Raw genomic sequence first — 22,336 nt, forward strand, 5'->3', positions numbered from 1 at the left:
CGCGGGTCAGAAGCCCATCGCGGACAGGCGCGGCAGCTGCCCGGTGCGACAGCCGTCGATCACGAAGGCCTCGTGCTCGACCAGCGGTTCGGGCAGCTTGTCGATCGGCCACCAGCGCAGGTCGGCGGCCTTGTCCGGCTCCATCAGCCGCGGCTCACCGGACCAGGTGCGGCATTCCAGGAAGAAATCGACCCGGTGATCGATATCCAGGGCACCGTCGCCGTAGCGGCGATGAAGGACGGTGAGCGGCAACAGATCCGACGCCTCGACCGTGACACCGAGCTCTTCGGCGGCCTCGCGTGCGCCCGCGCTGAACACCGATTCGCCGAGCTCGACGTGCCCCGCGGCGGCATGCGCCCAGAAGCCGTCCATGAAGCCGGTGTTGTGCCGCAATTGCAGCAACACTTCCTCACCGTCGGCGGTGCTCCGCCGAAACAGCACGTACACCGCGGGCACCAGCCGGAATCGCTCGGTCACTCGTGCAGGGTAGCGAAATCCCGGCACATCCCGCCGGGCGTCGGTGGACGAACCATGTTCGGGCCGGCGGCGGACCCGATTCAGCGCAAGGTCGGCGCGGCCGTACTGGCCGCGTTCGCCGAAGCCACGTTGTCGTGAGCGTCTTCGGGTAGCACCCGCGGAGCCACCGGCGTAGTCGCGGCCGGTCGGTGATCGCGTGGTCCACCGGCCGGGAATTGGGCCGCGAGAAGTTTGGCGCTGCGGTTCATCTCGTCGGCGACGATCGGCATGATGACGGAAAAGTCGGTGTCGTGGCGTGCGGTACCGGTGTAGCGGGTTTCCAGCGTCACCACCGTCGGTGAGTTGCGCGCCTCGGCAAGGGAAATCGAATAGGTGAAATGGTTGCCGGTGAGGCCGACGCCGCTGAGCTCGAGCCGTTCGGGCGGAATGCATTCGGTGACGGTGAGATCGAGTTCGTGGATGATGCTCGCGATGGTGGCCTGAGCGCGCAGGGTGACCTCGCGCGCGAAGGTCACGGGCACCGCCCCGATCCAGAAATCATGGTTCGGCATCCAGGTCTTCCACTGGTCCGGACGTGAAATCAACGCCCATACCTTTTCTCTTGTCGCGTTCACCGCGCAGGAAGCGCTACTGCGGGCCAGGGCCACTGCTGTTGCCTCTCCATCGACTGGGGTTGAAGGTTACAGCATCGTAGGGTCATCAAGCCCTGGACTCGCCATAATTCATTCCGACGGATTCCGAACTGCGCGAGCCGAATTCGAATGTTCCGAATGCCATTGTGCGAATGCAAGAACATTTGCACCGTGCAGCTGCAATTGCCGTTTGTTGCGGCAAACTCCGGGCGTCCGAGGCGGGGGACCGGTAGACCGGTCTCGACGTGCGGCGGCGCGGCCTCCCGCGACCGCCGGACCCGTCGTGTCCGGACAGCCCACATTCCGGGCAACTCTGTGATGTAATCCCGAGGACCAGTCAGTTCTGGTCACACGATCACAACACGCTAGGGGACGTCATGTCAGTGTGGGATGTGTTCTGGCTCATCATCATGAGCTTCGCGTTCGTCGCGTATTTGATTCTGTTGTTCACCATCATCACCGACCTGTTCCGCGACCGGCAGACCTCCGGTTGGGTCAAGGCGATCTGGGTGGTCTTCCTGTTCATCCTGCCGCTGATCACCTCGCTGGTGTATCTGATCGTGCGGGGCAACGGCATGGCCGAGCGCGCCAACGCCGAAGCCGATCGGATGCAGGCCGCCACCGACTCCTACATCAAGCAAACGGCGGGCACCAATTCCGCCGCGCAGATCGCCGATGCGAAGAAGCTGCTCGACGAGGGCACCATCACCCAGGAGGAATTCGACCGGCTCAAGGCCAAAGCGCTGGCCTGATCCGGCTGCACACGGCGGGGCGGTGGGCGTTTCCACTGCCCCGTGAGCCGGCGCCTCAATCGATCTGCTTCGGCGGCAGCGGTCGGGTCGCCGGGCCCTGGATGACGGCGCCGTCGACGGTGAATCGGGAACCGTGGCAGGGACATTCCCAGGTCCGCTCGGCATCGTTGAACGCCACCAGGCAACCCAGATGCGTGCAGGTCGCCGAGACCGCGTGCACCACACCGTCTTCGTCGCGGTAGACCGCGCACGGCGAGCCCGACACCCGGATGACCGCGCCGGTGCACGGCGCGATGTCGGCCACCGATCCGGTGCGCACGGTGCGCAACCGGTCACCGACGAAATGCGTGGCGACCTTGGTCTGGGCGCGCACGAACGGGACGGCCTCGGTCACCGGGTGCACCCGGACGGGGTCGTAGAGGTCGGTCCACGGCAAGGGCTCGCCGGTGATCCGACCGGCGAGCACGCGCGCGGCGACGATGCCGTTGCTCATGCCCCACGAGTTGAAGCCGGTCGCCACATAGGCGTGGCTGCTCAGCGGATGCAGGCGGCCGATGAACGGCAGGTGGTCGGTGGTCGAATTGTCCTGCGCCGCCCAGCGATAACGGATCTCGGCGTCCGGGAAGCGCTGGGTCGTCCAGGAGGTGAGCGCCTCGAATCGCTGACGGACATCCCCGTCGCCGGGCGTGAATTTCTCGCCGGTGACGATCAGCAGCCGCTGCCCCTCGGAGAGGGGAGCGGTGCGCACGGAGCGGGTATTGCCCTCGGGCGTGACATAACAGCCCTGCGGATCTTGATCTTCCGGAATGGCTGCCGCGACGACGAGTTCGCGGTGCGGCGTCAGGCGGGGGAACAGCAGCGACCGGTCGAACACCGGATAGTGCGTGGCCACCACGACGTCCGCCGCGGTCAACCTGCCGCCCGATGCGGTCGTCAGCATCGGGGCCCGGCCCTCGCTCAGGTTCGTGACGCGGCTGTTCTCATAGATCAGGCCGCCGCGTTCGGTGATCGCCCGGGCCAGCGCCAGCAGATATCGGCGCGGATGGAACTGCGCCTGCTGCCCGACCCGGACGGCGCCGGTCACTGGAAACGGCAATCCCGTCTCGGTGACGAACTCCGCGGGCAGGCCGGCCGCGATCGCGGCATCGACCTCGCGGCGGATCGCCTCGACGCCGTCGGCGGTCTCGGAGTAGGTGTAGGCCGCGCACTGCTCGAGCTGACAGTCGATGCCGAGCTCGTCGACCGTCTGCGCGAGATGGCCGAGCGCGTCCTGCTGCGAGGCGGCGTAGAGGCGGGCCGCGGGCTCGCCGAGCGAACTCGCCAGCCGGTGGTAGATGAGCGTGTGCAGGGAGGTCACCTTGGCGGTGGTGTAGCCGGTGACGCCCGCCGCGATCGGGCCGGCCTCGACCACCGCGACCGAGCGGCCGGTGCGCAGCAGCTCCCACGCGGTGCTCAGCCCGGCGATCCCGGCGCCGATCACCGCCACATCGACGTGGGCGTCGCGATCCAGCGCGGGGTAGGCGGTGATGTCGCTGGTGTCCATCCAGAACGATTCGTTCACGACTCGCAGGCTCACATTCGGCGTCTTCCCCGTCCGGACGTGCTCAAACGGGCGCGCCCGGCGGTCATGGGTCACGGGCAGGCCGCGAGGCAAATGTCACAGCGAGGTAACGGCGCGGTCGCCGGACTCGACAGCATGGACGACTCATGTGGCCGGTCGGCCCGGCGGTGTCGGGGCCGCGGACCGAGGTCGCATGGATACCCCTGTGCCGTCGAGAAAGGTTCATCGATGCGGTTGCGCCGCCAAGGCCCCCGGCCCGAATCCTCCCGTACCGGCCTCGGCCGGGCTCTGCTCGCACCGTTGGTCGCCCTGCTCATGGCGGTGGGCGCGGTCGCAGTCGGCGCGCCGAGCGCCTCGGCCGCGTTCAACCCCGCCGGCTTCGACTTCTGGGTCGACTCCAGCATGGGCCCGATCAAATCGCGGGTGTTCCGGGCCGCCGACGGCAATACCGATCGAGTGGTCTACGCCTTGGACGGCATGCGCGCCCGGGAAGATCTCAACGGCTGGGAGATCGAAACCGAGGTGGCCAGGGAGCTGACGAAGTGGAATATCAACGTCGTCATGCCGGTCGGCGGCCAGTCCAGCTTCTACATCGACTGGAACGCGCCGTCCAGCTTCCTCGGGGTGCCGCCCGGCGCGGCCGGTTCCTCCAGCGGGTCCGGCGGCCTGAACGTCTTCTCCGGTGGTCCGGGCAAGGATTACACCTACAAGTGGGAGACCTTCCTGACGCAGGAACTGCGGTTCGCCCTGCGCGACCGGCTCGGCTTCAACCCCAACCGCAACGGTGTGTTCGGCCTGTCGATGGGCGGCAGCGCCGCGCTCACCCTGGCCGCCTACCACCCCGACCAGTTCAGCTTCGCCGGATCGTTCTCCGGGTACTTGAACATCTCCGCGCCCGGTATGCGCGAGGCGATCCGCGTCGCGATGATCGACGCCGGCGGTTACAACGTCGACTCCATGGCCGCGCCGTGGGATCCCAAGTGGTTGCGCATGGACCCGTTCGTCTTCGCGCCGCGCCTGATCGCCAACAACACCCGCCTGTGGGTGTCGGCCGCCAGTGGCCTGCCGACCGCCTCCGACGGCCCGAGCGTCGGCACCCTCAACGGTATGGCGCTGGAGGCGCTCGCGCTGGTCAATACCCGCGCCTTCCAGGTGCGCATGGCCACCCTCGGCGCGAACAATGCCACCTTCGATTTCCCGGCGTTCGGTATCCACGCCTGGAACAACTGGCAGGACCAGGTCATCCGGATGCTGCCGGCGCTGTCGTCGTCCATCGGCTGACGCCACCCGCATCTCGGTCGAAACCGGCGAAGTGATCCTCGGATCGCTTCGCCGGTTTTCGCGTTTGCGGCCCGGGTCGGCGGACCGTGGAAGAAACTCGGCCCGGATGTGGTTAAAAGTTGAACTAGTTCGTTCCGATACCGAGCAGCATCCCGCATCCTGGTCTAGATCAGGTGAGCGGCACAGAATGGAGACGCTATGCCTGCTGTCACGGCCGATACGCTGACCCTGCCCCGGATCGCGGCTGCCGGGCCCGAGGCCACCGAACGTCCGGTGCGCTCGGTGACCACCGGTCCGCGCGGGTACGAGGGCGAGGGCTTCCCGGTGGTCCGGGCCTTCGCCGGAGTGTCGAGCGCCGATCTCGACCCGTTCATCCACATGGATCAGATGGGCGAGGTCGAGTACGAGCCCGGTGAGCCCAAGGGCACCGACTGGCATCCGCACCGTGGATTCGAAACCGTCACCTACATGATCGACGGCCGCTTCCAGCATCAGGATTCGCACGGCGGCGGCGGATTGATCGACAACGGCGCCACCCAATGGATGACGGCCGGTTCGGGCGTGCTGCACATCGAGACCCCGCCCGCGGAGCTGGTCGATTCCGGCGGCCTGTTCCACGGTGTGCAGCTGTGGGTGAACCTGCCCGCCAAGGACAAATTCCTCGCCCCGAAGTATCAGAGCCTGGAGGGCGGGCAGGTGCGGTTGCTGTCCTCGGCCGACGGCGGCGCGCTGGTCCGGGTGATCGCGGGTGCCATCGACGGCCACCAGGGGCCGGGCGCCACCCATACCCCCATCACCTTCGCGCACGCCACCATCGCACCAGGCGCACAGTTGTCGGCGCCGTGGCAGCCGGACTACAACGCGCTGGTCTACGTGCTATCCGGTCGCGGCACGGTCGGCGCGGAGGGCAGGCCGGTCGAGCAGGGGCAGTTGGTGGTGTTCGGTAAGGGTGATCGCATCACCGTCGCCGCGGACCCCACGCAGGATGCGAACCGTCCCGCGCTCGAGGTGCTGCTGTTGGGTGGCCGGCCGATCCGGGAACCGGTCGCGCACTACGGGCCATTCGTGATGAACACCCGCGCCGAATTGATCCAGGCCATCGAGGACTACCAGGCCGGCCGGCTCGGGGTGGTCCCGGAGAACGCGCTGATGCCGCACCGCCCGCACTGACGCGGGTGGGTTCATTGCGGTAGTGCCGCGTGGGCCACCCGGTGGTCACCGGACGTGGAGTCCGTCGAGTGCCCGGAGCGCGGCATGCGTCGCCCGCGGGGACGCGGGCAGCAGCGGCAGCCGGACCGCGGGGCTGGGAATGTGGCCTTGCGCGGCCAGGACCGATTTGATGACGACCGGATTCGGTTCGGCGAAAACGGCTTCCGCGAGATCGGCGAGGTGATGGCCGAGGGAGCGGGCGGTGCCGACCGGGCCGTCCTGCCAGCGGCGGATGAGCTCGGCGTAGGCGGCGGTGGCGAGATTCGCGCAGGCGAGGATCGCGCCGTGGGCGCCGAGGGCGAGCATCGGGGCGGTGTACAGGTCGTCGCCGGCGAGGACGGCGACGTCATCGGGGAGCCTGCTCATCATGGTGACGGTGGTGTCGTCGATCGAGCCGACCGCGTGTTTGAAGCCGATGACACCGGGCGTACGGGCCAGCTCGAGCACGGTGTCGAGGCCGAGGGTGCGGCCGGTGCGATACGGGATGTTGTAGACGATCAGCGGCACCGGTCCGGCGGCCAGCCTGCGGAAATGGGTCAGCACACCGGCTTCTGAAGGGCGGGTGTAATAGGGCACCACCGTCAGGGCGGCCGTGATCCGCTCGTCCAGGGCCGACAGCGCGGCGAGGGAGTCGGCGGTGGCGTTGGTGCCCGCTCCGGCGATCAGCGCCGCGCCGCGCTCGGTGCAGACCCGCAGGCAGATGTCGAGCACGCGGGCGCGTTCGGTGGCGGTGAGGGTGGCCGGTTCGGCCGTGGTGCCGAGGGCGACCAAGCCCGTTGCGCCGTCGTCGAGCACCCGGTGCGCGTGCTCTTCCAGGGCGTCGGCGGCGAGTTCGCCGTCGGCGGTGAACGGCGTGATGAGGGGGACGAAGAGCCCGGTCAGAGTCATGGGACCAGGGTGCGGCCCAGTGAGTCTTCAGGTCCAGTTCATGTTTCTACCGGCGAGCGTAAGCTGAGCTGATGCTCGATGTGCGCAAACTGCGCCTGCTGCGCGAACTGGCGCACCGGCAGACCATCGCCGCCGTCGCCGAAGCGATGAACTACACGCCGTCGGCGGTATCGCAGCAGTTGAGCGCGCTCGAACGGGAAGCGGGCGTGCCGCTGCTGGAACGCACCGGCCGTCGGGTCACCCTGACCCCTGCCGCGCTGACCCTCGTCGACCACACCGAGACCATCCTCGCCACGCTGGAACGCGCGGCCGCCGACCTCACCCGCGCGACCGAACAACTTGCCGGCACTCTCCGGATCGGCGCCTTCCCCTCGGCGGTGCCGACCATCCTGACCCCCGCATTGATCGCCCTCACCGGCCAGCACCCCGGACTGGAAGTCGTTGTGACCGAACTCGATCCAGCGACCGCGCCGGCCGCACTGCGCACCGAGGCCGTCGACGTCGCCCTGGTCCAGGAGTACGACCACGTGCCCGTACCGCCGGATCCGGCCCTGGATACCGATCCGCTGCTCGCGGAAACGATCTACCTCGCCGCCCTCGATGACGACCCGCTGCCGCAGCACCGGGATGCACCGTGGATCGCGGGCACGCCCGGCACCCTGTGCCATGCGATGACCATCAGGGTCTGTGAGGCCGCAGGCTTCACGCCCCGAATCCGCCACCACGTCGACGATTTCAGCGCGGTGCTCGCGCTCGTCGCCGCCGGCCGCGGCGTCAGCCTGGTGCCCGAACTCGGCGCCCGCACCCCACCCGGGAATGTAGTGCTGAGCCCGCTGCCGACTAGACGCCATACCCGACTGGCCTACCGTCGTGGTACCCGGGCTCATCCCATTGTGAGCGCTGCCCGTGCCGCCCTGCACGACTGTGCGGCAAGCCAATTCCCGCAGGCTCTGCCCTAGACGGACGCGTCGAAAACGACGCATACCGGCTTCGTCAGCCCAGATCGGCGAGCTTGTCGTGCAGGACCGCCCGTTCCTGCTCGTTGCCGCACAACTTCACCGCCCGTTCCAATTCGACGCGGGCATCCTCGCGGCGGCCGAGACGGATGAACAGCTCGCCGCGCACACTGGGCAGCAGATGCGAATTCGCGAACGCTCCGCCCGCCGCGAGCTCGTCGACGATCGGCAACGCGGCCGCCGGACCCTCTGCCATCGACACCGCCACCGCCCGGTTCAACTCGACCACCGGTGAGGGTGTCAGCCGGCCGAGCGCCTCGTACAGCAGCACGATGCGCTCCCAGTTCGTCTCCTCGACCGACGCTGCGACGGCATGGCATTCGGCGATCGCGGCTTGTAATCCGTAGGCGCCCAAGCCACGTCCGAGTTGTTCGGTGCGTGCCAGCGCGGCCCGCCCTCGCCGGATGGCCGAACGATCCCAGCGGCGCCGGTCCTGCTGTTCCAGCAGCACCGGTCGTCCGGCGGTGTCGGTGCGGGCCGGGAAGCGCGCCGCGGTCAGTTCCAGCAGCGCCAGCAGGCTGTGCACCTCGGGCTCGCCGGGCATCAGCCGTGCCAGCACTCGCGCCAGCCGCAACGCCTCACCGGCCAGGTCCAGGCGCATCCAGTCGCGGCCGGAACTGGCCGAGGAGCCCTCGGTGAAGATCAGGTAGATCACGCTCAGCACCGAACCCAGCCGTTCGGCGCGTTCGGCGGCGGCCGGCACCTCGAACGGGACCCGGGCGGCGGCCAGCGTCTTCTTCGCCCGGGTGATGCGCGCCTGCACGGTCGCGGTCGGCACCAGGAAGGCCCGGGCGATCTCGTCGCTGGTCAAACCGCCCACCACGCGCAGGGTGAGCGCGATGCGGGCCTCGCGCGCGAGCACCGGATGGCAGGAGACGAAGATCAATGCCAGTAGATCGTCATCGATCTGGTCCGGGTCCCACAGCACATCATCGGCCTGGTGCATCGGTTCGGTGTTGCCCGCTACGACGCCGCCCTCGCCCAGTCCGTGGGCGAGAGCGGCGTATTTGTCGTCGCGGACGGCGCGGCGGCGGAAGGCGTCGATCGCGCGCCGCTTGCCGACGGTCAGCAACCACCCCGCGGGCTGCTGCGGCACCCCTTCGCGCGGCCAGGTCACCAGCGCCTCGGCGAAGGCTTCCTGGGCGAGATCCTCGGCCAGCGCGAAATCGCCGGTGTAGCGCGCGAGCGCACCGACGATGCGCGCCGACTCGATCCGCCAGACGGCGGCGACGGCCTCACGGCCGGTGTGCTCGACCATCGCCCGCGTGCCCGCTCAGAGCTGACCGGTGGCCTCGCGCCACGCCCGCTCCTTCTCGATCCAGATGTTGTCCGCGGGGAATTCGTCGATCGTGGTGACGCGGCGGATCTCGCACTTGGAGCCCGGTCCCGCCATCGGCGCGCGCTTGGCCCATTCGATGGCCTCTTCCCGCGAGGCCACATTGAGAATCCAGAAGCCGCCGAACAATTCCTTGGTCTCACCGTACGGGCCGTCGGTGACCACCGGTGTCTCCGAGGAGTAGTCCACCACGACGCCCGATTCCGGGTCGGGGTCGAGCCCCTCGGCCGCGACCAGCACGCCGGCCCGGATCATCTCGTCGTTGAACTTGCCCATCGACTCCATGATTTCGGTGAAGTCGGCGTTCTGGAAGGCCTCGAAGGTCTCGTCGGTGGCGCGCATGATCAGCATGTACTTCATGGTGTGTCTCCTCGGTATGTTCCGGGTCCTTGTGACCCTCTCATCCCTAGGTCGAACGGGAGGTGCGTCCGATCGACACGGCCGTGAAATTTTTCCGAGAATTTTTTCCCGGCCCTGTTCGCGCAGGTCAGTACGCGATGAACAGGATCTCTTCGCGGGAGTAGTCGTGGCCGGGGTGCTCGGCGGCCAGATGGGCCTGGGTCTTGGCGACGAGGTCGTCCTCGTCGGTGCCGGTGATGTGTTCGCCGCACGGGCAGTTCAGTCTGGTCTTCACGTGGGTTGCCCTTCGTCCTCGTGGAACACGGTGGGTCGAGTGAACCACGGCGGAAGCTATTTGTGAACGCGTTTTAGTAATTCGGCTTCACGTCCGGCCTGCCGCGTGCGGGATGATGCCGACGACCGTCGCGGGGGAGCCGGAGCCGCCACGGTAGATCGGCCCGCCCGCCAGTACCCACGCCCCCGTCGCCGGGAGTGCGCCCAGGTTGGCCAGGCATTCCAGGCTGATCCGGTGCTCCCGATAGAGCATCTTCGACACCGTGTACTCGTGGTCGGTGCCGAGATCGGGACCGAAGGTGTCGATGCCGAGCGCGCCGCGCCGCCCGAGCCTGCCGGTCTCGAGCAGCCACTCGACGGCGTCGACCGCGAACCCCGGCATATGGCCCGCCGCGGCGCCGGCGCCGAGGAAGTCCGGGGTACCCCACTTCGCGTCCCACCCGGTCCAGGCGATCACGGCCGCGCCCTCGGGTATGCGCCCGTGCCGTCTCTCCCATTGACGGAGGTCGGCCGCCGTGATGGCGTGATCGCGATCCCGCGCACACTCTGCCCGCACATCGATGGTCACCGCGGGCAGCAGCAGATCTTCGAGATCGAGTTCGTCGGCGGCCCGGCCGGCGGGGTCGAAGTGGATCGGCGCCCCCCAATGCGTCCCCGTGTGCTCGCCTTGCCGCACATAACGCAGGTAGTAGCCGTCCTCGGCGATGGTCGCCACCGTATCGATCTCGAACGCGGGATCGCCGGGATAGACCGGCGTGCTCGCCGGATCGTGCACATGCGACAGGTTCACCAGCCGTCCGAACGGATTCATCGGCCCTCCGGTCGCAGCACCGATCCGCCGAACCAGTGGCACAGCAGCAGCGCCATCTCCACATCCAGCCGGTCGTCGCCGATGGGTTCGCCGCGCCGTTCGATCGCCCGGTTGACCCGGTACTTCACCGAATTGGCATGCAGGTTCAGCGCTTCCGCGGCGGCCTTATGGCTCGACCCGGCGAGCAGGAACACCCGCAGCGTCTCCCGCAGCCGCGCATCACCGTCGCTGTCGGCGGCCAGCGGCCCGAGCACCCGCCACACCCATTCGCGGGCCTCGGTGAGATCGCGCCCCAGCAGCGCGGCGGCGGTCAGTCCGGGATCGGACGCGGCGGTGACGCGCTCGGCGGCGGTCCCACCCGCCAACGCCACCGTCCGGGCCCGCAGCGCCTGCCGGTGCGAATCCCGGAAGCCCTCGACGCCCGGGAGCGGGGTGCCGAGCGCGATCCACGGCGCGTCCGGCCGCGTCGCGGTGAATCGGCGCACCTGCCGGGCGCAGTCGGCGCCGGTGATCGAGGCCAGCGGGATCCAGCCCCACCCGGTCAAACGGTCTGCCGCGACGAACAATCCGGCGCCCAGGGCATCCATGGATTCGGCGAGCTCACGTACGAACCGCTCCAGCCTGCCGAGCTCGTCGCCGCCGCCGGGCACCCACAGCACCAGCGCCAGGTGGGTGCGCCGCAACGGATAACGGATCGCCTCGCTCACCGCGTCGACATCGACGGCGTGCCCGTCGAGCACCTCGCGCACCCGCACCGCGCGCACGCTGTTGCGGTTCTCCAGCCAGTGATCGCGTTCGATCTGATAGGTCTGCACCACCTGCTGGGAGATCCAGTCGATATAGCCGAAGGTGATGGTGGTGATCTGCTCGAAGACGTCCAGCCGCAGCTGCGGATCGAGCACGAGGGCCCGGACTTCCTCGGAGACGATGCTGAGCAGTTTCTGCTGCCCGAGCCGGTAGGCGCGGACCAGGGCGTTCGGGGCGATGCCGTGCTGGGCGAGCCGCCGCGCGTACTCCAGCGCGGCGGTCGGCGGCTCCACGTTCTCGATCGGGATGGCGTGCTGGATCGCGGAGAAGATCGTGTCCACATTGCCCTCGACACTGTCGCGCAGCAATTCGTGCAACTGCTGGTCGCCTTGAAGATCTTCGATCTCGGCGAGCAGATGCCGCTGGATCGTGCGGCTGACCTCGCCGAGGCGGTCGGCGAGTCGTTCGACCGCCAGCGCGGCCTGGATCCCGACCGGCGATTCGGCGTCTGGACTGGGCATGGCCAACAGTAGAACGCGGCGCCGGCGCTGGTCAGCGCATTGACGCGACCTTGTCTCCGCGAGACAAACCGGGCCGCGACCTTCATCGCCGCGCGACGGTGTGATCTACATCGCTTCTTCCTAGCTTGATGGCACAGACCACATCAGGACCGCCAGGAGTGACGATGAACCTGTCCACGCTGCCCGATCGCCGCGCCGCGCAGCATCCGACCGCGCCCGCCCTCGCCGACGATCACACCGCACTCGACAACGCCGGGTTCCTGGACGCGGTATGCCGCGCCGCGGGCACCTTGCGCGCGCACGGGGTCGGCGCGGGTGACGTCGTCGCGGTGATGCTGCCCAACACCGTGGACCTGGTCGTCACGCTGTTCGCCGCCTGGCGCCTCGGTGCGGCGGTGACCCCGTTGAACCCGGGCCTGGTTGCCGAGGAGGTCGCCTATCAGGTCGCGGATTCGGCCGCGGCCGCGCTGGTCGTCGCCCACCCGCTCGACACCATTGTCGACGTGCCGGTGGTGTTGCCGGTCGAAGCGCTCGCCGAGGGTGCGGCCACGGATGCGATCGAGGTCCCGGCCGACGCTCTCGCCCTGCTCATCTACACCAGCGGCACGACCGGCAGGCCGAAAGGGGTGATGCTCGACCACGCCAATCTGAACGCGATGTGCGCCATGGTGATCGAGGCCTTCGGGTTGACCTCGGCCGACCGCAGCCTGCTCGTGCTGCCGCTGTTCCACGTCAACGGCATCGTGGTCAGTACGCTCTCGCCGCTGCTGGTGGGCGCGAGCACCACCATCGCAGGCCGGTTCAGCGCGCAGACGTTCTTCGACCGGCTCGAGCGCAGCGCCGCCACGTATTTCTCGGCGGTGCCGACGATCTACACCATGCTCGCCGACCTGCCGGGCGATGTGCGCCCGGATACCTCCGCGGTGCGGTTCGCGATCTGCGGTGCGGCGCCGGCGAGCGTGGAGTTGCTGGAGAAGTTCGAATCCCGTTACCGCATCCCGATCATCGAGGGCTATGGGTTGTCGGAGGGGACGTGCGCCAGCACGGTCAATCCACTGACCGGGCGCCGCAAGCCGGGCACGGTGGGCCTTCCGTTGCCCGGTCAGCGGGTGCGCATCGTCGACCCGGACGGTGCGGAGGCCGGTCCGGGGGAGACCGGTGAGGTGCTGATCGCCGGACCGAATGTGATGCGCGGCTATCTGAATCGCCCGCAGGAGACGGCGCGCACCGTCGTCGACGGCTGGTTGCGCACCGGTGACGTCGGCCGTTTCGATGAGGACGGCTACCTGGTGCTGGTCGATCGCGCCAAGGACATGATCATCCGCGGCGGGGAGAACATCTACCCGAAGGAAATCGAGGCCGTCGTCTACCAGTTGCCCGAGATCGCCACCGCGGCGGTCGTGGGCCGCGGCCACGCCGTCTACGGCGAGGAGCCGGTGCTGTACGTGGCGCTGAATTCCGGCGCGCACCTCGACGAGCAGCGCATCCACGACCATCTCAGCGCGTCGCTGTCGAAATACAAGCGGCCCGTGGAGATCACGATTCTCGACGCCCTGCCCGTCAACGCGGTCGGCAAGCTCGACAAACCGGCACTGCGGCAGCTGATCCGCGCCGAGCGTTAGCGGCGACTCCATCCACTCGTTCACCCAGAAGGAGAAGACATCATGGGTTTCACGACACCGGATCTGCCCGCGGTGGATCCTGACGAATTCTTGCGCAAACCGCTCATGGAACGCATGCGCATCCTCGCGCTCGACTGGGCCGAAAACGGTTTCGGTTCACCGAAAATGGTGCACTGCGTCTATATCGCGAAACTGATCGTGCTCTACGCCATCGGCGGGATCACGCTCGCGACCGCGACCTCCGGGCTGCCCGCGTTCTGGCATGTCACCGAATGGTGGAACCAGCCGATCGTCTATCAGAAGCTCATCATCTGGACCGTCCTGCTCGAAGCGATCGGCGTGGCCGGCTCCTGGGGTCCGCTGGCGGGCAAGGTGAAGCCGATGACCGGCGGCATCCTGTTCTGGGCCCGGCCGGGCACCATCCGGCTGCGGCCATGGGCGTGGGTGCCGGGCACCAACGGTGACCGGCGGACCTGGTTCGATGTGGTGCTCTATCTCGCGCTGCTGGTGAGCCTGTTCGTGGCGTTGGTGCGGCCCGGGGTGATCACCGCGTCGATGGCGGCGGCACTACCGGACAACACCTCGGGGCTGGTGAATCCCGTTCTGGTGGCAGCGCCGATCGCCCTGCTGATCCTGAACGGCTTGCGTGACAAGACGATTTTCCTCGCGGCTCGTGGCGAACAGTATCTGCCCGCGCTGGTCTTCTTCGCGACGCTGCCTTTCGTGGACATGATCATCGCGCTGAAATTGCTGATCGTGATCGTGTGGCTGGGCGCCGGGTTCTCCAAATTCGGCCTGCATTTCTCGAATGTGGTGCCGCCCATGGTGAGCAACAGCCCGTCGATGCCGGTCAAGGCGATCAAGCGCGCGCACTACCGGAAGTTCCCGACCGATATGCGGCCGTCGCGGGTCGCCGGTTTCCTGGCCCATGTCGGCGGCACCACCGTCGAGATCGTGACTCCGCTGGTCCTGCTGTTCTCCACGAACGCCTACCTGACCGTGGCCGCCGTCGCCATGATGGTGATCTTCCACCTGTTCATCATCTCGACTTTCCCGCTGGCGGTGCCGCTGGAATGGAATCTGCTGTTCGCCTACGCGTCGGTGTTTTTGTTCCTCGGTTTCCCCAATGCCGGCGGCTATGCGCCCTGGGACATGTCGGCGCCGTGGCTGCTCGCGGTGATCGTCGCGGCGCTGGTGTTCTTCCCGATTCTGGGTAACCTGCGTCCCGACAAGGTGTCGTTCCTGCCTTCCATGCGGCAGTACGCGGGCAACTGGGCGTCGGCGATCTGGACCTTCGCACCCGGTACCGAGGCGAAACTCGATCGGGTGACCCGTTCGGCGAAGAATCAGATCGACCAGTTCGTCGAGTTCGGCTACGAACCCGCGTGGGCGGAGATCACCTTGCAGAAGACCATTGCCTGGCGCAGTATGCACAGCCAGGCGCGCGGGTTGTTCTCGCTGCTGCTGTCGCGGCTGCCCGATATCGACGCCCGGACCGTGCGCGAGGCCGAATTCCTGTGCAACTCGATCATCGGGTTCAACTTCGGTGACGCGCATCTGCACGGGCCGGAGATGATTCGCGCGGTCCAGGACGAGGCGCGGTTCGAGCCGGGCGAATGCGTGATCGCGTGGGTCGAGTCGGAGGCGTTCGGCAGCGGTATCCAGCGCTACCTGCTGATCGATGCGGCGCTCGGAGTGATCGAGCGCGGCTCGTGGAAGGTCGCCGACGCCGTCGCCGAGCAGCCGTGGCTGCCCAATGGGCCGATCCCCTTGCAGGTCAGCTGGACCTGCGCGGCGGCCGGTGAGGCGCAGTCCCCGCGGCAGGACGATTTCGGGGTCGTCGCGTAGCGACCGCGCGCGTGGCAACGTGAGTGGTGAAGGCAAGCGGAGGAGAGGAACCGGGATGAGTACCGCAGTCGTGGTCGGTGGTGGGCCGAACGGGCTCGCCGCCGCCGTCACCCTCGCCGCCGAAGGCGTGCAGGTGACGGTCCTCGAGGCCGCCGAGCAGGTCGGTGGCGGGGTGAGCTCCGGCGAGGCGATTGTGCCGGGCCTGCGGCACGATCACTGCGCGGCCATCCATCCGATGGCGGTCGGTTCACCGCTGCTGACCGGCCTCGGTCTCGAACGCTACGGCCTGCGCTGGCGGTGGCCGGAGATCGACTGCGCGCATCCGCTCGACGACGGCCGGGCGGGCGTGCTGTACCGCTCTGTCGACGATACGGCCGCCGGTCTCGGCGATGACGGTACCCGCTGGCGGCTGGCGTTCGCCCGCCCCGCGGCCCGATTCGATGCCCTCGCCGAGGACATCATGGGCCCGTTGCTGCATCTGCCCCGGCACCCGCTGACCTTGGCCCGGTTCGGCGCACCCACCGTGCTGCCCGCCTCGGCGGTGGCGCGGTGGTTCCGGACAACGGAAGGCCGGGCCCTGTTCGGCGGAATCGCCGCCCACACCTTCCGCCCGCTGCACTACCCGATGACGGCGGCGATCGGCATGGGCATCATCGCCGCCGGCCACCGGCACGGCTGGCCGGTCGCCGAGGGCGGTTCGCAGGCCATCACCGATGCGCTGACCGCACTGCTGGGTGACCTGGGCGGCAAGATCGAGACCGGTGTCCGGGTCACCTCGGCCGCCCAGTTGCCATCTGCTGAGGTGACCCTGTTCGATCTCGAACCCGGTGCGGTCGCGGGGATTCTCGGTGATCGGCTGCCCGCGCGCATCGCCCGCGCGTACCGCCGCTTCCGGCGCGCGCCGGGTGCGTTCAAGGTGGATTTCGCCGTCGAGGGCGGTGTGCCGTGGGCGAATCCCGCGGCGCGCCGGGCCGGCACCGTGCATCTCGGTGGCGAGTATGCCGAAGTGGCGGCGACCGAGCGCGATATCCATGCGGGACGGATGCCGCAGCGCCCGTTCGTGCTGGTCGGCCAGCAATATCTGGCCGATCCCGGGCGCTCCGTGGGCGATATCCACCCTCTGTATGCCTACGCCCACGTCCCGCACGGCTACACCGGCGACGCCACCGAGGCCATCATCGCGCAGATCGAACGCTTCGCACCCGGCTTCCGCGACCGCATCATCGGCACCGCCGTCCGCTCCACCACCGAAATGAGCATCTACAACGCCAATTACGTAGGCGGCGACATCATCACCGGTGCCAAGGACATCCGGCAGCTCGTCTTCGGGCCCCGGATCGCGCTCAACCCCTACCGGATCGGCATCCCCGGGATGTACATCTGCTCGGCCGCGACTGCTCCCGGCCCGGGCGCGCACGGAATGTGCGGATACCACGCGGCCCAGGATGCGCTGGCCCGGCTCTGCCGCTGAACGTGGGTCCGGCCCACCCGCCCGGACCTCGACGCCGACCCGGTCATCGTCGATTGCGTCGCCGGCGCGCCGGTGACGATGGCCGAAGCCGTGATCGGCGTCGAGGCCCAGGGTCTCGGTGGTCCTTGGCCCGGCCGCGGGGTGCGCGGACGTTGCCGCCCGAGCCGGGAACACCGAGAGTCCGGCGCCGAAACGGTTCCGCGGGCCGTCCCGGCACCGCCGAATGAGTGGGCCGAACCCACGGTGCCCCGGCCGTCGACGCGAATCACGCGTAGTGGACTACTCGTTCGGACGACTCGTGTGCCGCAAACCGATAACCGGTGGTTCTCAGAACGGGTATTGGACGACGCGCTCCGCTATCACGCAGGATCGGAGACGGCCGTCGCCGAGCCCAGCGGATCGGTGAGCTCATCGCCTGGAGCGGTCACCGAGCGAGACAGGAAACCCCGTGACAACCACCAAGTTCCGCCGTCTTTTTATCGCAACGTCGATTGCCGCGGTCATGCTGAGCACCGCGTGCAGCTCACCCGGCGCGGAGCCGGCAACCGACCCGTCGCCCTCCGTCGCATCCACGAGCAGCGCTCCCGCACATCAGGACCCCGGTCATGCCAGGCTGAACGCGCTGGTCGGGGAGTGGACAGCCGACAAGTCCACGTTTGTGGCCGGCGGGACTCCCGAGGCTCCGCTGCGCGGGAACGACCTGGTCTCGCGGTGGCACTGGATCTCCGAAACCGGCGGCAACTTCCTCCAGGAGGAGGTGGCCGGAACCCTCAGCGGCAAGCCCTACTACCGGATGGGCCTGCTCGGCTACTCCCCACTCGACGACCGCTACGAATGGACAACCGTCGACAGCGTCACACCCATGACCATGACCTACCGCGGCGCCAAGGGCAGTGCCGGCGAGGAAGTCATCACGATGTCGGGCGAGTTCACCGACCCCGGCGTCCTCGGCCCCGACAACACCGGCAGGACCACCCCCATGCGAACCCAGATCCGCCTCGAATCACCCGACCGAGTAGTCATGGAAATCTTCTTCACCCCCGCCGCCCAACCCGAACGCCTCGCCGACCGCGTCATCCTGACGCGCCGTCACTGAGCGACGATCCGTAGCGGTCATCGGGTGTGGGCGTCAGGACGTAGTGGTTCGCAGCGGATTACGCGCGCCCCGGACGCTTCTCGGGAAAGAAGGCGTACGGCGCCGACGCCGGGATTCGCCGTGCCTTCCGGCGCGCCGCGGTGTCGAGAAGGTCGAAGCGTTGTAGGAGTGACACACCTCGGACGGCGGTGTGTTTGTGCGCTGTGATCACGTCATCGAAGGAGACGATCGGATCGTCGTTTCGAAAGATCTTGGCAGTCGCATGGATCGCATGGTTGCGTTCCTCGGCCCAAGCCCGTATCTCCATGATGACGGTGCGGAATTCGTCGTCACGCTCGAGTCCGGGATCCTTCGAGTTTTCTTTGCTTCCGACCAGAGATCGGCAGAGTTGCCCGAGTGCACGTGCAGGGGGTTCGCAGCCTTGGAGATACCCGAGCCGGCTGGTCAGCCGGTCGGTGATCAACGAGTCCAGAATTGCCACGGCCTCGAGCTGATACCCGTGTTCGATGCAGTGGAGAACCCGATCGAACGCACTGACATATCGGCGCCAACGCTCCATGCCGAGCGTCACGCCTGCTGCCTGTTCACGTATTTCGCCCACCGGTGCCCCCTCCGAAGAATCAGATGACGTTGATCGTAGCGATGAGTTCGGAGATGGCATCAGGTATCAGGGTCGTGCAGGGCTCGACCTTTATTGACATTGACGTCAAGGTCAACGACGATCGGCCGCATGGATATCGTCGTGGCGAACCGGGGCGAGATCGCCGTTCGTGTCGTGCGGGCGGCCCGGGAGCGCGGGTATCGCACGCATGTGCTGCATACCGGGGAGGAGGCGGATTCGCTGGCGGTGCGGCTGGCCGATGAGGCGGTGCGGCTGGGCGACGAGGGTGCGGCGGCGTATCTCGAGGTCGCGGGTGTGGTCGCGGCGGCTCGTGCTGCCGGGCCGGGGGCACTCGTGCATCCGGGTTACGGATTCCTCAGTGAGAGTGCGGATCTGGCGCAGGCGTGTGCGGTGGCGGGGCTGAACTTCGTCGGTCCGGACCCGGTGGTGCTGCGCACGTTCGGCGACAAGGTGGCGGCGCGTGCGGCGGCGGAGAAGGCCGGCGTACCGGTGCTGTCTGCCACTCAGGCGGCCGGTCCCGGCGATATCGAGGCCCTGCTGGCCGAGCATCCGGACGGCGTGATGGTGAAAGCCGCGGCCGGCGGCGGTGGTCGCGGGATGCGGATGGTGTTCGAGGCGGGCGAGGTCGCGGTGGCCTACGAACGGTGTCGCGCCGAAGCCGCCAGCGCCTTCGGTGACCCGACCGTCTACGCCGAAGCCCTCATCGCCGATGCCCGACATGTGGAGGTGCAGGTCGTCGCCGACGGTACGCACGCGGTGGCGCTGGGGGACCGGGATTGCAGTGTGCAGCGCCGGCATCAGAAGCTCATCGAGATCGCGCCCGCGCCGGCTCTCGATCCGGACCTGCGGGAGCGGTTGCATCGTGACGCGGTGCGCCTGGCCGAGTCGGTCGGGTGCCGCGGTGTGATCACGGTGGAGTTCCTGGTCGCGGGCCAAGATGGCTGGTTCCTGGAGGTCAATCCCCGGCTTCAGGTCGAACACACCATCACCGAGGAGATCACCGGCGCCGACCTCGTCGGCATCCAGTTCGACCTCGCCCTCGGCCGCACCCTGGCCGAACTCGACCTCGGCCATGACCCGCGCGGCTGCGCGGTGCAGGCCCGCATCAATGCCGAACTCGTCGGAGCGGACGGCGATCTGCTGCCGACCAGTGGCGCCATCACCGAGTTCAACCCACCCACCGGCACGGGTGTCCGCGTCGACACCGCGCTCTATCCGGGCATGCGGCACGGCACCCGATTCGATTCCCTGCTGGCGAAGGTGATCACCCGCGGCCCGACAATGGACAGTGCGATGCGCCGCTGCCGCGACGCACTGGCCGAGCTGACGATCTCCGGCGTCGACACCAATATCGCCCTCCTGCGCGCGATTCTGGACGCGCTGGACGGCCCCGTTCCGACCTCGTGGTTCGAGCGCAACGCGGGCGAACTCCGCACGCGCGCAGAAGATTACGCCGAACCGGCGACCGATCAGATCGCTGAGGTAGCCGATCTTGGCGCGGATGAGTGGGTGGTCCGTTCCCCGATGGGCGCGACCGTGGTGTCGGTCGCCGCGCCCGGCACCGTGCTCCCCGCCCGGGCCGAGGTCGCGGTGCTGGAGGCGATGAAGATGCAGCATGTGGTGCGCGCCGAGCGTCCACTGCGGGTGCTGCGTCACGCCGTGGCCGCCGGCGAGGTGGTCGACCCGCACGCGGTGCTGCTGATCGTCACCGACGCCGACCATGAGGGTGACGACGCCGAGGCAGCCGCCGTCGACCTCGATCGGGTGCGCGACGATCTCGCCGAAGTGCGCCGCCGCCACGACACCCTTCTCGACGATGCCCGCCCCGACGCCGTCGCGAAACGTCATCGCCTCGGCCGCCGCACCGCCCGGGAGAACATCGCCGATCTGGTCGACGCCGGCAGTTTCGTCGAATACGGCGGACTGGCGATCGCCGCGCAGAGCCGCCGCCGCAGCGCCGAGGACCTCATCGTGAACACTCCGGCCGACGGTCTCGTCACCGGCATCGCCACTATCAACGCCGACCGCTTCGGCGAGCAGAACTCGCGCGCGGTCGTGCTGTCCTACGACTACACCGTGCTGGCGGGCACCCAGGGCATGCGCAATCACGCCAAGACCGACCGCATGCTCGAACTCGCCCGCGAACGCGAACTGCCGGTGGTGTTCTTCACCGAAGGCGGCGGCGGACGCCCCGGCGACACCGATTACGCCGGGATATCCGGCCTGGACGTCACCACGTTCCGGGCCATGGGCGCGCTCTCGGGCCGGGTTCCGTTGATCGGCATCGTGTCCGGACGTTGTTTCGCCGGGAACGCGGCCCTGCTGGGGATGTGCGATGTTGTCATCGCCACGCCGGACGCGAACATCGGCATGGGCGGGCCCGCCATGATCGAGGGCGGTGGGCTCGGCGTCTACAAACCCGAGGACATCGGTCCCATCGAGGTACAGCGCCGCAATGGCGTGGTGCATCTGGTGGCCGCCGACGAAGCCGAAGCGGTCGCCCTCGCCCGGAAGTATCTGGCCTACTTCCAAGGCTCGATCGGCGAATGGGAGGCACCGGACCCGCGCCTGGCCCGCCATATCGTGCCGGAGAACCGGTTGCGCGCCTTCGACATTCGCACGGCGATCGAGGCGATCGCCGATATCGGCTCGGTACTCGAGCTGCGTCGCGACTGGGGCATCGGCATGGTCACCGCCCTGATGCGGGTGGAGGGCAGGCCGTTCGGAGTGATCGCCAACGACTGCCATCACCTCGGCGGCGCCATCGACGCCCCCGCCGCCGACAAGCTCAGCGCATTCCTGCGGCTCTGCGGCACCCACGGGCTGCCGATCGTCTCCCTCTGTGACACACCAGGTTTCATGGTCGGACCCGATATCGAGACCGAAGGCGTGGTGACCCGCTTCGCCCGCCTGTTCATCGATGCCGCGGCGCTCACCGTCCCGTTCGGCACGATCATCCTGCGCAAGGGATACGGACTCGGCGCGCAGGCGATGGCCGCCGGATCGTTTCGCGCGCCACGGTTCGTCGTCGCCTGGCCGACCGGCGAGATCGGCGGGATGGGGCTGGAAGGGGCGGTGCGGCTCGGCTTCGCGAAGGAACTCGCCGCCATCGAAGACCCCCGGCAGCGTCAGGAAACGTTCGACAACCTCGTCGAACTCGCCTACGCCAACGGCAAGGCACTCACCGCCGCCACCGTGCTCGAACTGGACGACGTCATCGATCCCGCCGATACCCGCCGCTGGATCAGCACCCTCTGACATTCGATTTGACCCTGACGTAGCGTGAGGCTCGACGATGACGTCATGACCGACCTCTACGACGCTTTCGAGATCAGCCCGGTACCCGTCCCCGGACCCGACGCCGAACCGCCCGAGCTGTACCGCGGCATCTACGGGATGCCCATGTTCGTCACCGCACCGACGCCCGACCTGGCGGCCTCGGTGGATTTCTGGGTCCGCGGACTCGGCTTCCTGGAGTTCTTCACCGCACCCGGACAGGTCACCCACCTGCGCCGATGGGCCTTCCAGGATGTGCTGCTCGTGCCGGGGGAGCGGCCTGCCGACAGCCCCGGTCCGACAGTCAGCTTCTCCTGCGTGCTCAAACAACTCGACGAGATCGCAGCGGCCTGCGAGCGCCTCGTGCCCGGTTCGACCACCGGGCCCCGGCACATGCCGTGGAATTCGGTGGAGCTGGAAGTCCGGACGCCGGAGAACACCCGCGTCATCATGACCGCGGCGCGGCCCTGGGACCCGGACAGTGCCGAGGCCAAGCACCTGCGCGACATCGGCATCACCCGCGACCGGTGAGCGGTG

General features: G+C 68.2%; 20 protein-coding genes. 10 read left to right on the forward strand and 10 right to left on the reverse strand.

From position 1 onward, the window contains the following. Positions 1-6 precede the first annotated feature (6 nt). On the reverse strand, positions 7-477 hold the full coding sequence (locus NOCYR_RS11280; protein WP_014350494.1) for an NUDIX hydrolase: 471 nt from the start codon (positions 475-477) through the stop codon (positions 7-9). A gap of 80 nt (positions 478-557) precedes the next feature. Beyond that, complete coding sequence (locus tag NOCYR_RS11285) at positions 558-1,124, reverse strand: SRPBCC family protein (RefSeq protein WP_081505374.1); 567 nt, start codon at positions 1,122-1,124, stop codon at positions 558-560. Positions 1,125-1,486: 362 nt separating this feature from the next. On the opposite strand from NOCYR_RS11285, the gene NOCYR_RS11290 reads away from it, so the two are divergent. Beyond that, positions 1,487-1,861, forward strand: coding sequence for an SHOCT domain-containing protein (locus tag NOCYR_RS11290; RefSeq protein WP_048833270.1), 375 nt, complete (start codon positions 1,487-1,489; stop codon positions 1,859-1,861). A gap of 55 nt (positions 1,862-1,916) precedes the next feature. Here NOCYR_RS11290 and NOCYR_RS11295 read toward each other — a convergent pair whose 3' ends face one another. Then, on the reverse strand, positions 1,917-3,422 hold the full coding sequence (locus NOCYR_RS11295; protein WP_197538414.1) for an FAD-dependent oxidoreductase: 1,506 nt from the start codon (positions 3,420-3,422) through the stop codon (positions 1,917-1,919). 228 nt (positions 3,423-3,650) lie between these two features. Here NOCYR_RS11295 and NOCYR_RS11300 point away from each other — a divergent pair, with 228 nt between their 5' ends. Together NOCYR_RS11300 and NOCYR_RS11305 are read left to right on the forward strand one after the other, a co-directional pair. Then, the gene (locus NOCYR_RS11300) at positions 3,651-4,703 is read left to right on the forward strand and encodes an alpha/beta hydrolase (RefSeq protein ID WP_014350498.1); all 1,053 of its coding nucleotides are present in this window, start codon (positions 3,651-3,653) and stop codon (positions 4,701-4,703) included. Positions 4,704-4,901: 198 nt separating this feature from the next. After that, the gene (locus NOCYR_RS11305) at positions 4,902-5,873 is read left to right on the forward strand and encodes a pirin family protein (RefSeq protein WP_014350499.1); all 972 of its coding nucleotides are present in this window, start codon (positions 4,902-4,904) and stop codon (positions 5,871-5,873) included. Positions 5,874-5,918: 45 nt separating this feature from the next. Here the strand turns inward: NOCYR_RS11305 and dapA are convergent, their stop codons facing one another. Continuing rightward, positions 5,919-6,800, reverse strand: coding sequence for a 4-hydroxy-tetrahydrodipicolinate synthase (gene dapA / locus NOCYR_RS11310; protein WP_014350500.1), 882 nt, complete (start codon positions 6,798-6,800; stop codon positions 5,919-5,921). A 71-nt stretch (positions 6,801-6,871) separates the two neighbouring features. Here dapA and NOCYR_RS11315 point away from each other — a divergent pair, with 71 nt between their 5' ends. Continuing rightward, positions 6,872-7,759, forward strand: a complete 888-nt coding sequence (locus NOCYR_RS11315; protein ID WP_014350501.1) for a LysR family transcriptional regulator — start codon at positions 6,872-6,874, stop codon at positions 7,757-7,759. A gap of 34 nt (positions 7,760-7,793) precedes the next feature. On the opposite strand, the gene NOCYR_RS11320 is transcribed toward NOCYR_RS11315, so the two are convergent. From NOCYR_RS11320 to NOCYR_RS11335, 5 genes are all read right to left on the reverse strand, one after another. Beyond that, complete coding sequence (locus tag NOCYR_RS11320) at positions 7,794-9,074, reverse strand: RNA polymerase sigma factor (RefSeq protein ID WP_014350502.1); 1,281 nt, start codon at positions 9,072-9,074, stop codon at positions 7,794-7,796. 15 nt (positions 9,075-9,089) lie between these two features. Continuing rightward, a complete protein-coding gene (locus tag NOCYR_RS11325) occupies positions 9,090-9,512 on the reverse strand; it encodes a YciI family protein (protein ID WP_014350503.1) in 423 nt (140 codons plus the stop codon). Positions 9,513-9,639: 127 nt separating this feature from the next. Further along, a complete protein-coding gene (locus tag NOCYR_RS28320) occupies positions 9,640-9,786 on the reverse strand; it encodes a DUF1059 domain-containing protein (RefSeq protein WP_014350504.1) in 147 nt (48 codons plus the stop codon). An 87-nt stretch (positions 9,787-9,873) separates the two neighbouring features. Beyond that, positions 9,874-10,596, reverse strand: coding sequence for a cyclase family protein (locus tag NOCYR_RS11330; protein ID WP_014350505.1), 723 nt, complete (start codon positions 10,594-10,596; stop codon positions 9,874-9,876). Further along, positions 10,593-11,864 carry a PucR family transcriptional regulator gene (locus NOCYR_RS11335; RefSeq protein ID WP_014350506.1) on the reverse strand — a complete coding sequence of 424 codons (1,272 nt, stop codon included), beginning with the start codon at positions 11,862-11,864 and terminating at the stop codon, positions 10,593-10,595. Before NOCYR_RS11335 ends, NOCYR_RS11330 begins: the two co-directional genes overlap by 4 nt. 164 nt (positions 11,865-12,028) lie before the next feature. Between NOCYR_RS11335 and NOCYR_RS11340 the strand changes: the two genes are divergently transcribed. The 4 genes from NOCYR_RS11340 to NOCYR_RS11355 all read left to right on the forward strand — a co-directional run bounded on the left by NOCYR_RS11340 (position 12,029) and on the right by NOCYR_RS11355 (position 17,901). After that, the gene (locus NOCYR_RS11340) at positions 12,029-13,486 is read left to right on the forward strand and encodes a class I adenylate-forming enzyme family protein (RefSeq protein ID WP_014350507.1); all 1,458 of its coding nucleotides are present in this window, start codon (positions 12,029-12,031) and stop codon (positions 13,484-13,486) included. A 42-nt stretch (positions 13,487-13,528) separates the two neighbouring features. Continuing rightward, positions 13,529-15,334, forward strand: coding sequence for a DUF3556 domain-containing protein (locus NOCYR_RS11345; RefSeq protein WP_014350508.1), 1,806 nt, complete (start codon positions 13,529-13,531; stop codon positions 15,332-15,334). A 55-nt stretch (positions 15,335-15,389) separates the two neighbouring features. Then, positions 15,390-16,805 (forward strand): phytoene desaturase family protein, encoded by a 1,416-nt coding sequence (locus tag NOCYR_RS11350; RefSeq protein WP_014350509.1) that lies wholly within the window; start codon positions 15,390-15,392, stop codon positions 16,803-16,805. Between the two features lie 448 nt (positions 16,806-17,253). Further along, the gene (locus tag NOCYR_RS11355) at positions 17,254-17,901 is read left to right on the forward strand and encodes a DUF1579 family protein (RefSeq protein ID WP_148280599.1); all 648 of its coding nucleotides are present in this window, start codon (positions 17,254-17,256) and stop codon (positions 17,899-17,901) included. Positions 17,902-17,959: 58 nt separating this feature from the next. On the opposite strand, the gene NOCYR_RS11360 is transcribed toward NOCYR_RS11355, so the two are convergent. Next, positions 17,960-18,502: a hypothetical protein gene (locus NOCYR_RS11360; RefSeq protein ID WP_148280600.1), complete on the reverse strand. Its 543-nt coding sequence runs from the start codon at positions 18,500-18,502 to the stop codon at positions 17,960-17,962. 129 nt (positions 18,503-18,631) lie between these two features. Here NOCYR_RS11360 and NOCYR_RS11365 point away from each other — a divergent pair, with 129 nt between their 5' ends. Both NOCYR_RS11365 and NOCYR_RS11370 read left to right on the forward strand, forming a co-directional pair. Then, positions 18,632-21,781, forward strand: coding sequence for an acetyl-CoA carboxylase family protein (locus NOCYR_RS11365; protein ID WP_014350512.1), 3,150 nt, complete (start codon positions 18,632-18,634; stop codon positions 21,779-21,781). 24 nt (positions 21,782-21,805) lie between these two features. Then, positions 21,806-22,330: a VOC family protein gene (locus NOCYR_RS11370; RefSeq protein WP_231856064.1), complete on the forward strand. Its 525-nt coding sequence runs from the start codon at positions 21,806-21,808 to the stop codon at positions 22,328-22,330. Positions 22,331-22,336: the final 6 nt, after the last annotated feature.

Origin of the sequence: Nocardia cyriacigeorgica GUH-2, from assembly GCF_000284035.1 — a bacterium.
GTDB classification, from domain to species: Bacteria; Actinomycetota; Actinomycetes; order Mycobacteriales; family Mycobacteriaceae; genus Nocardia; species Nocardia cyriacigeorgica_B.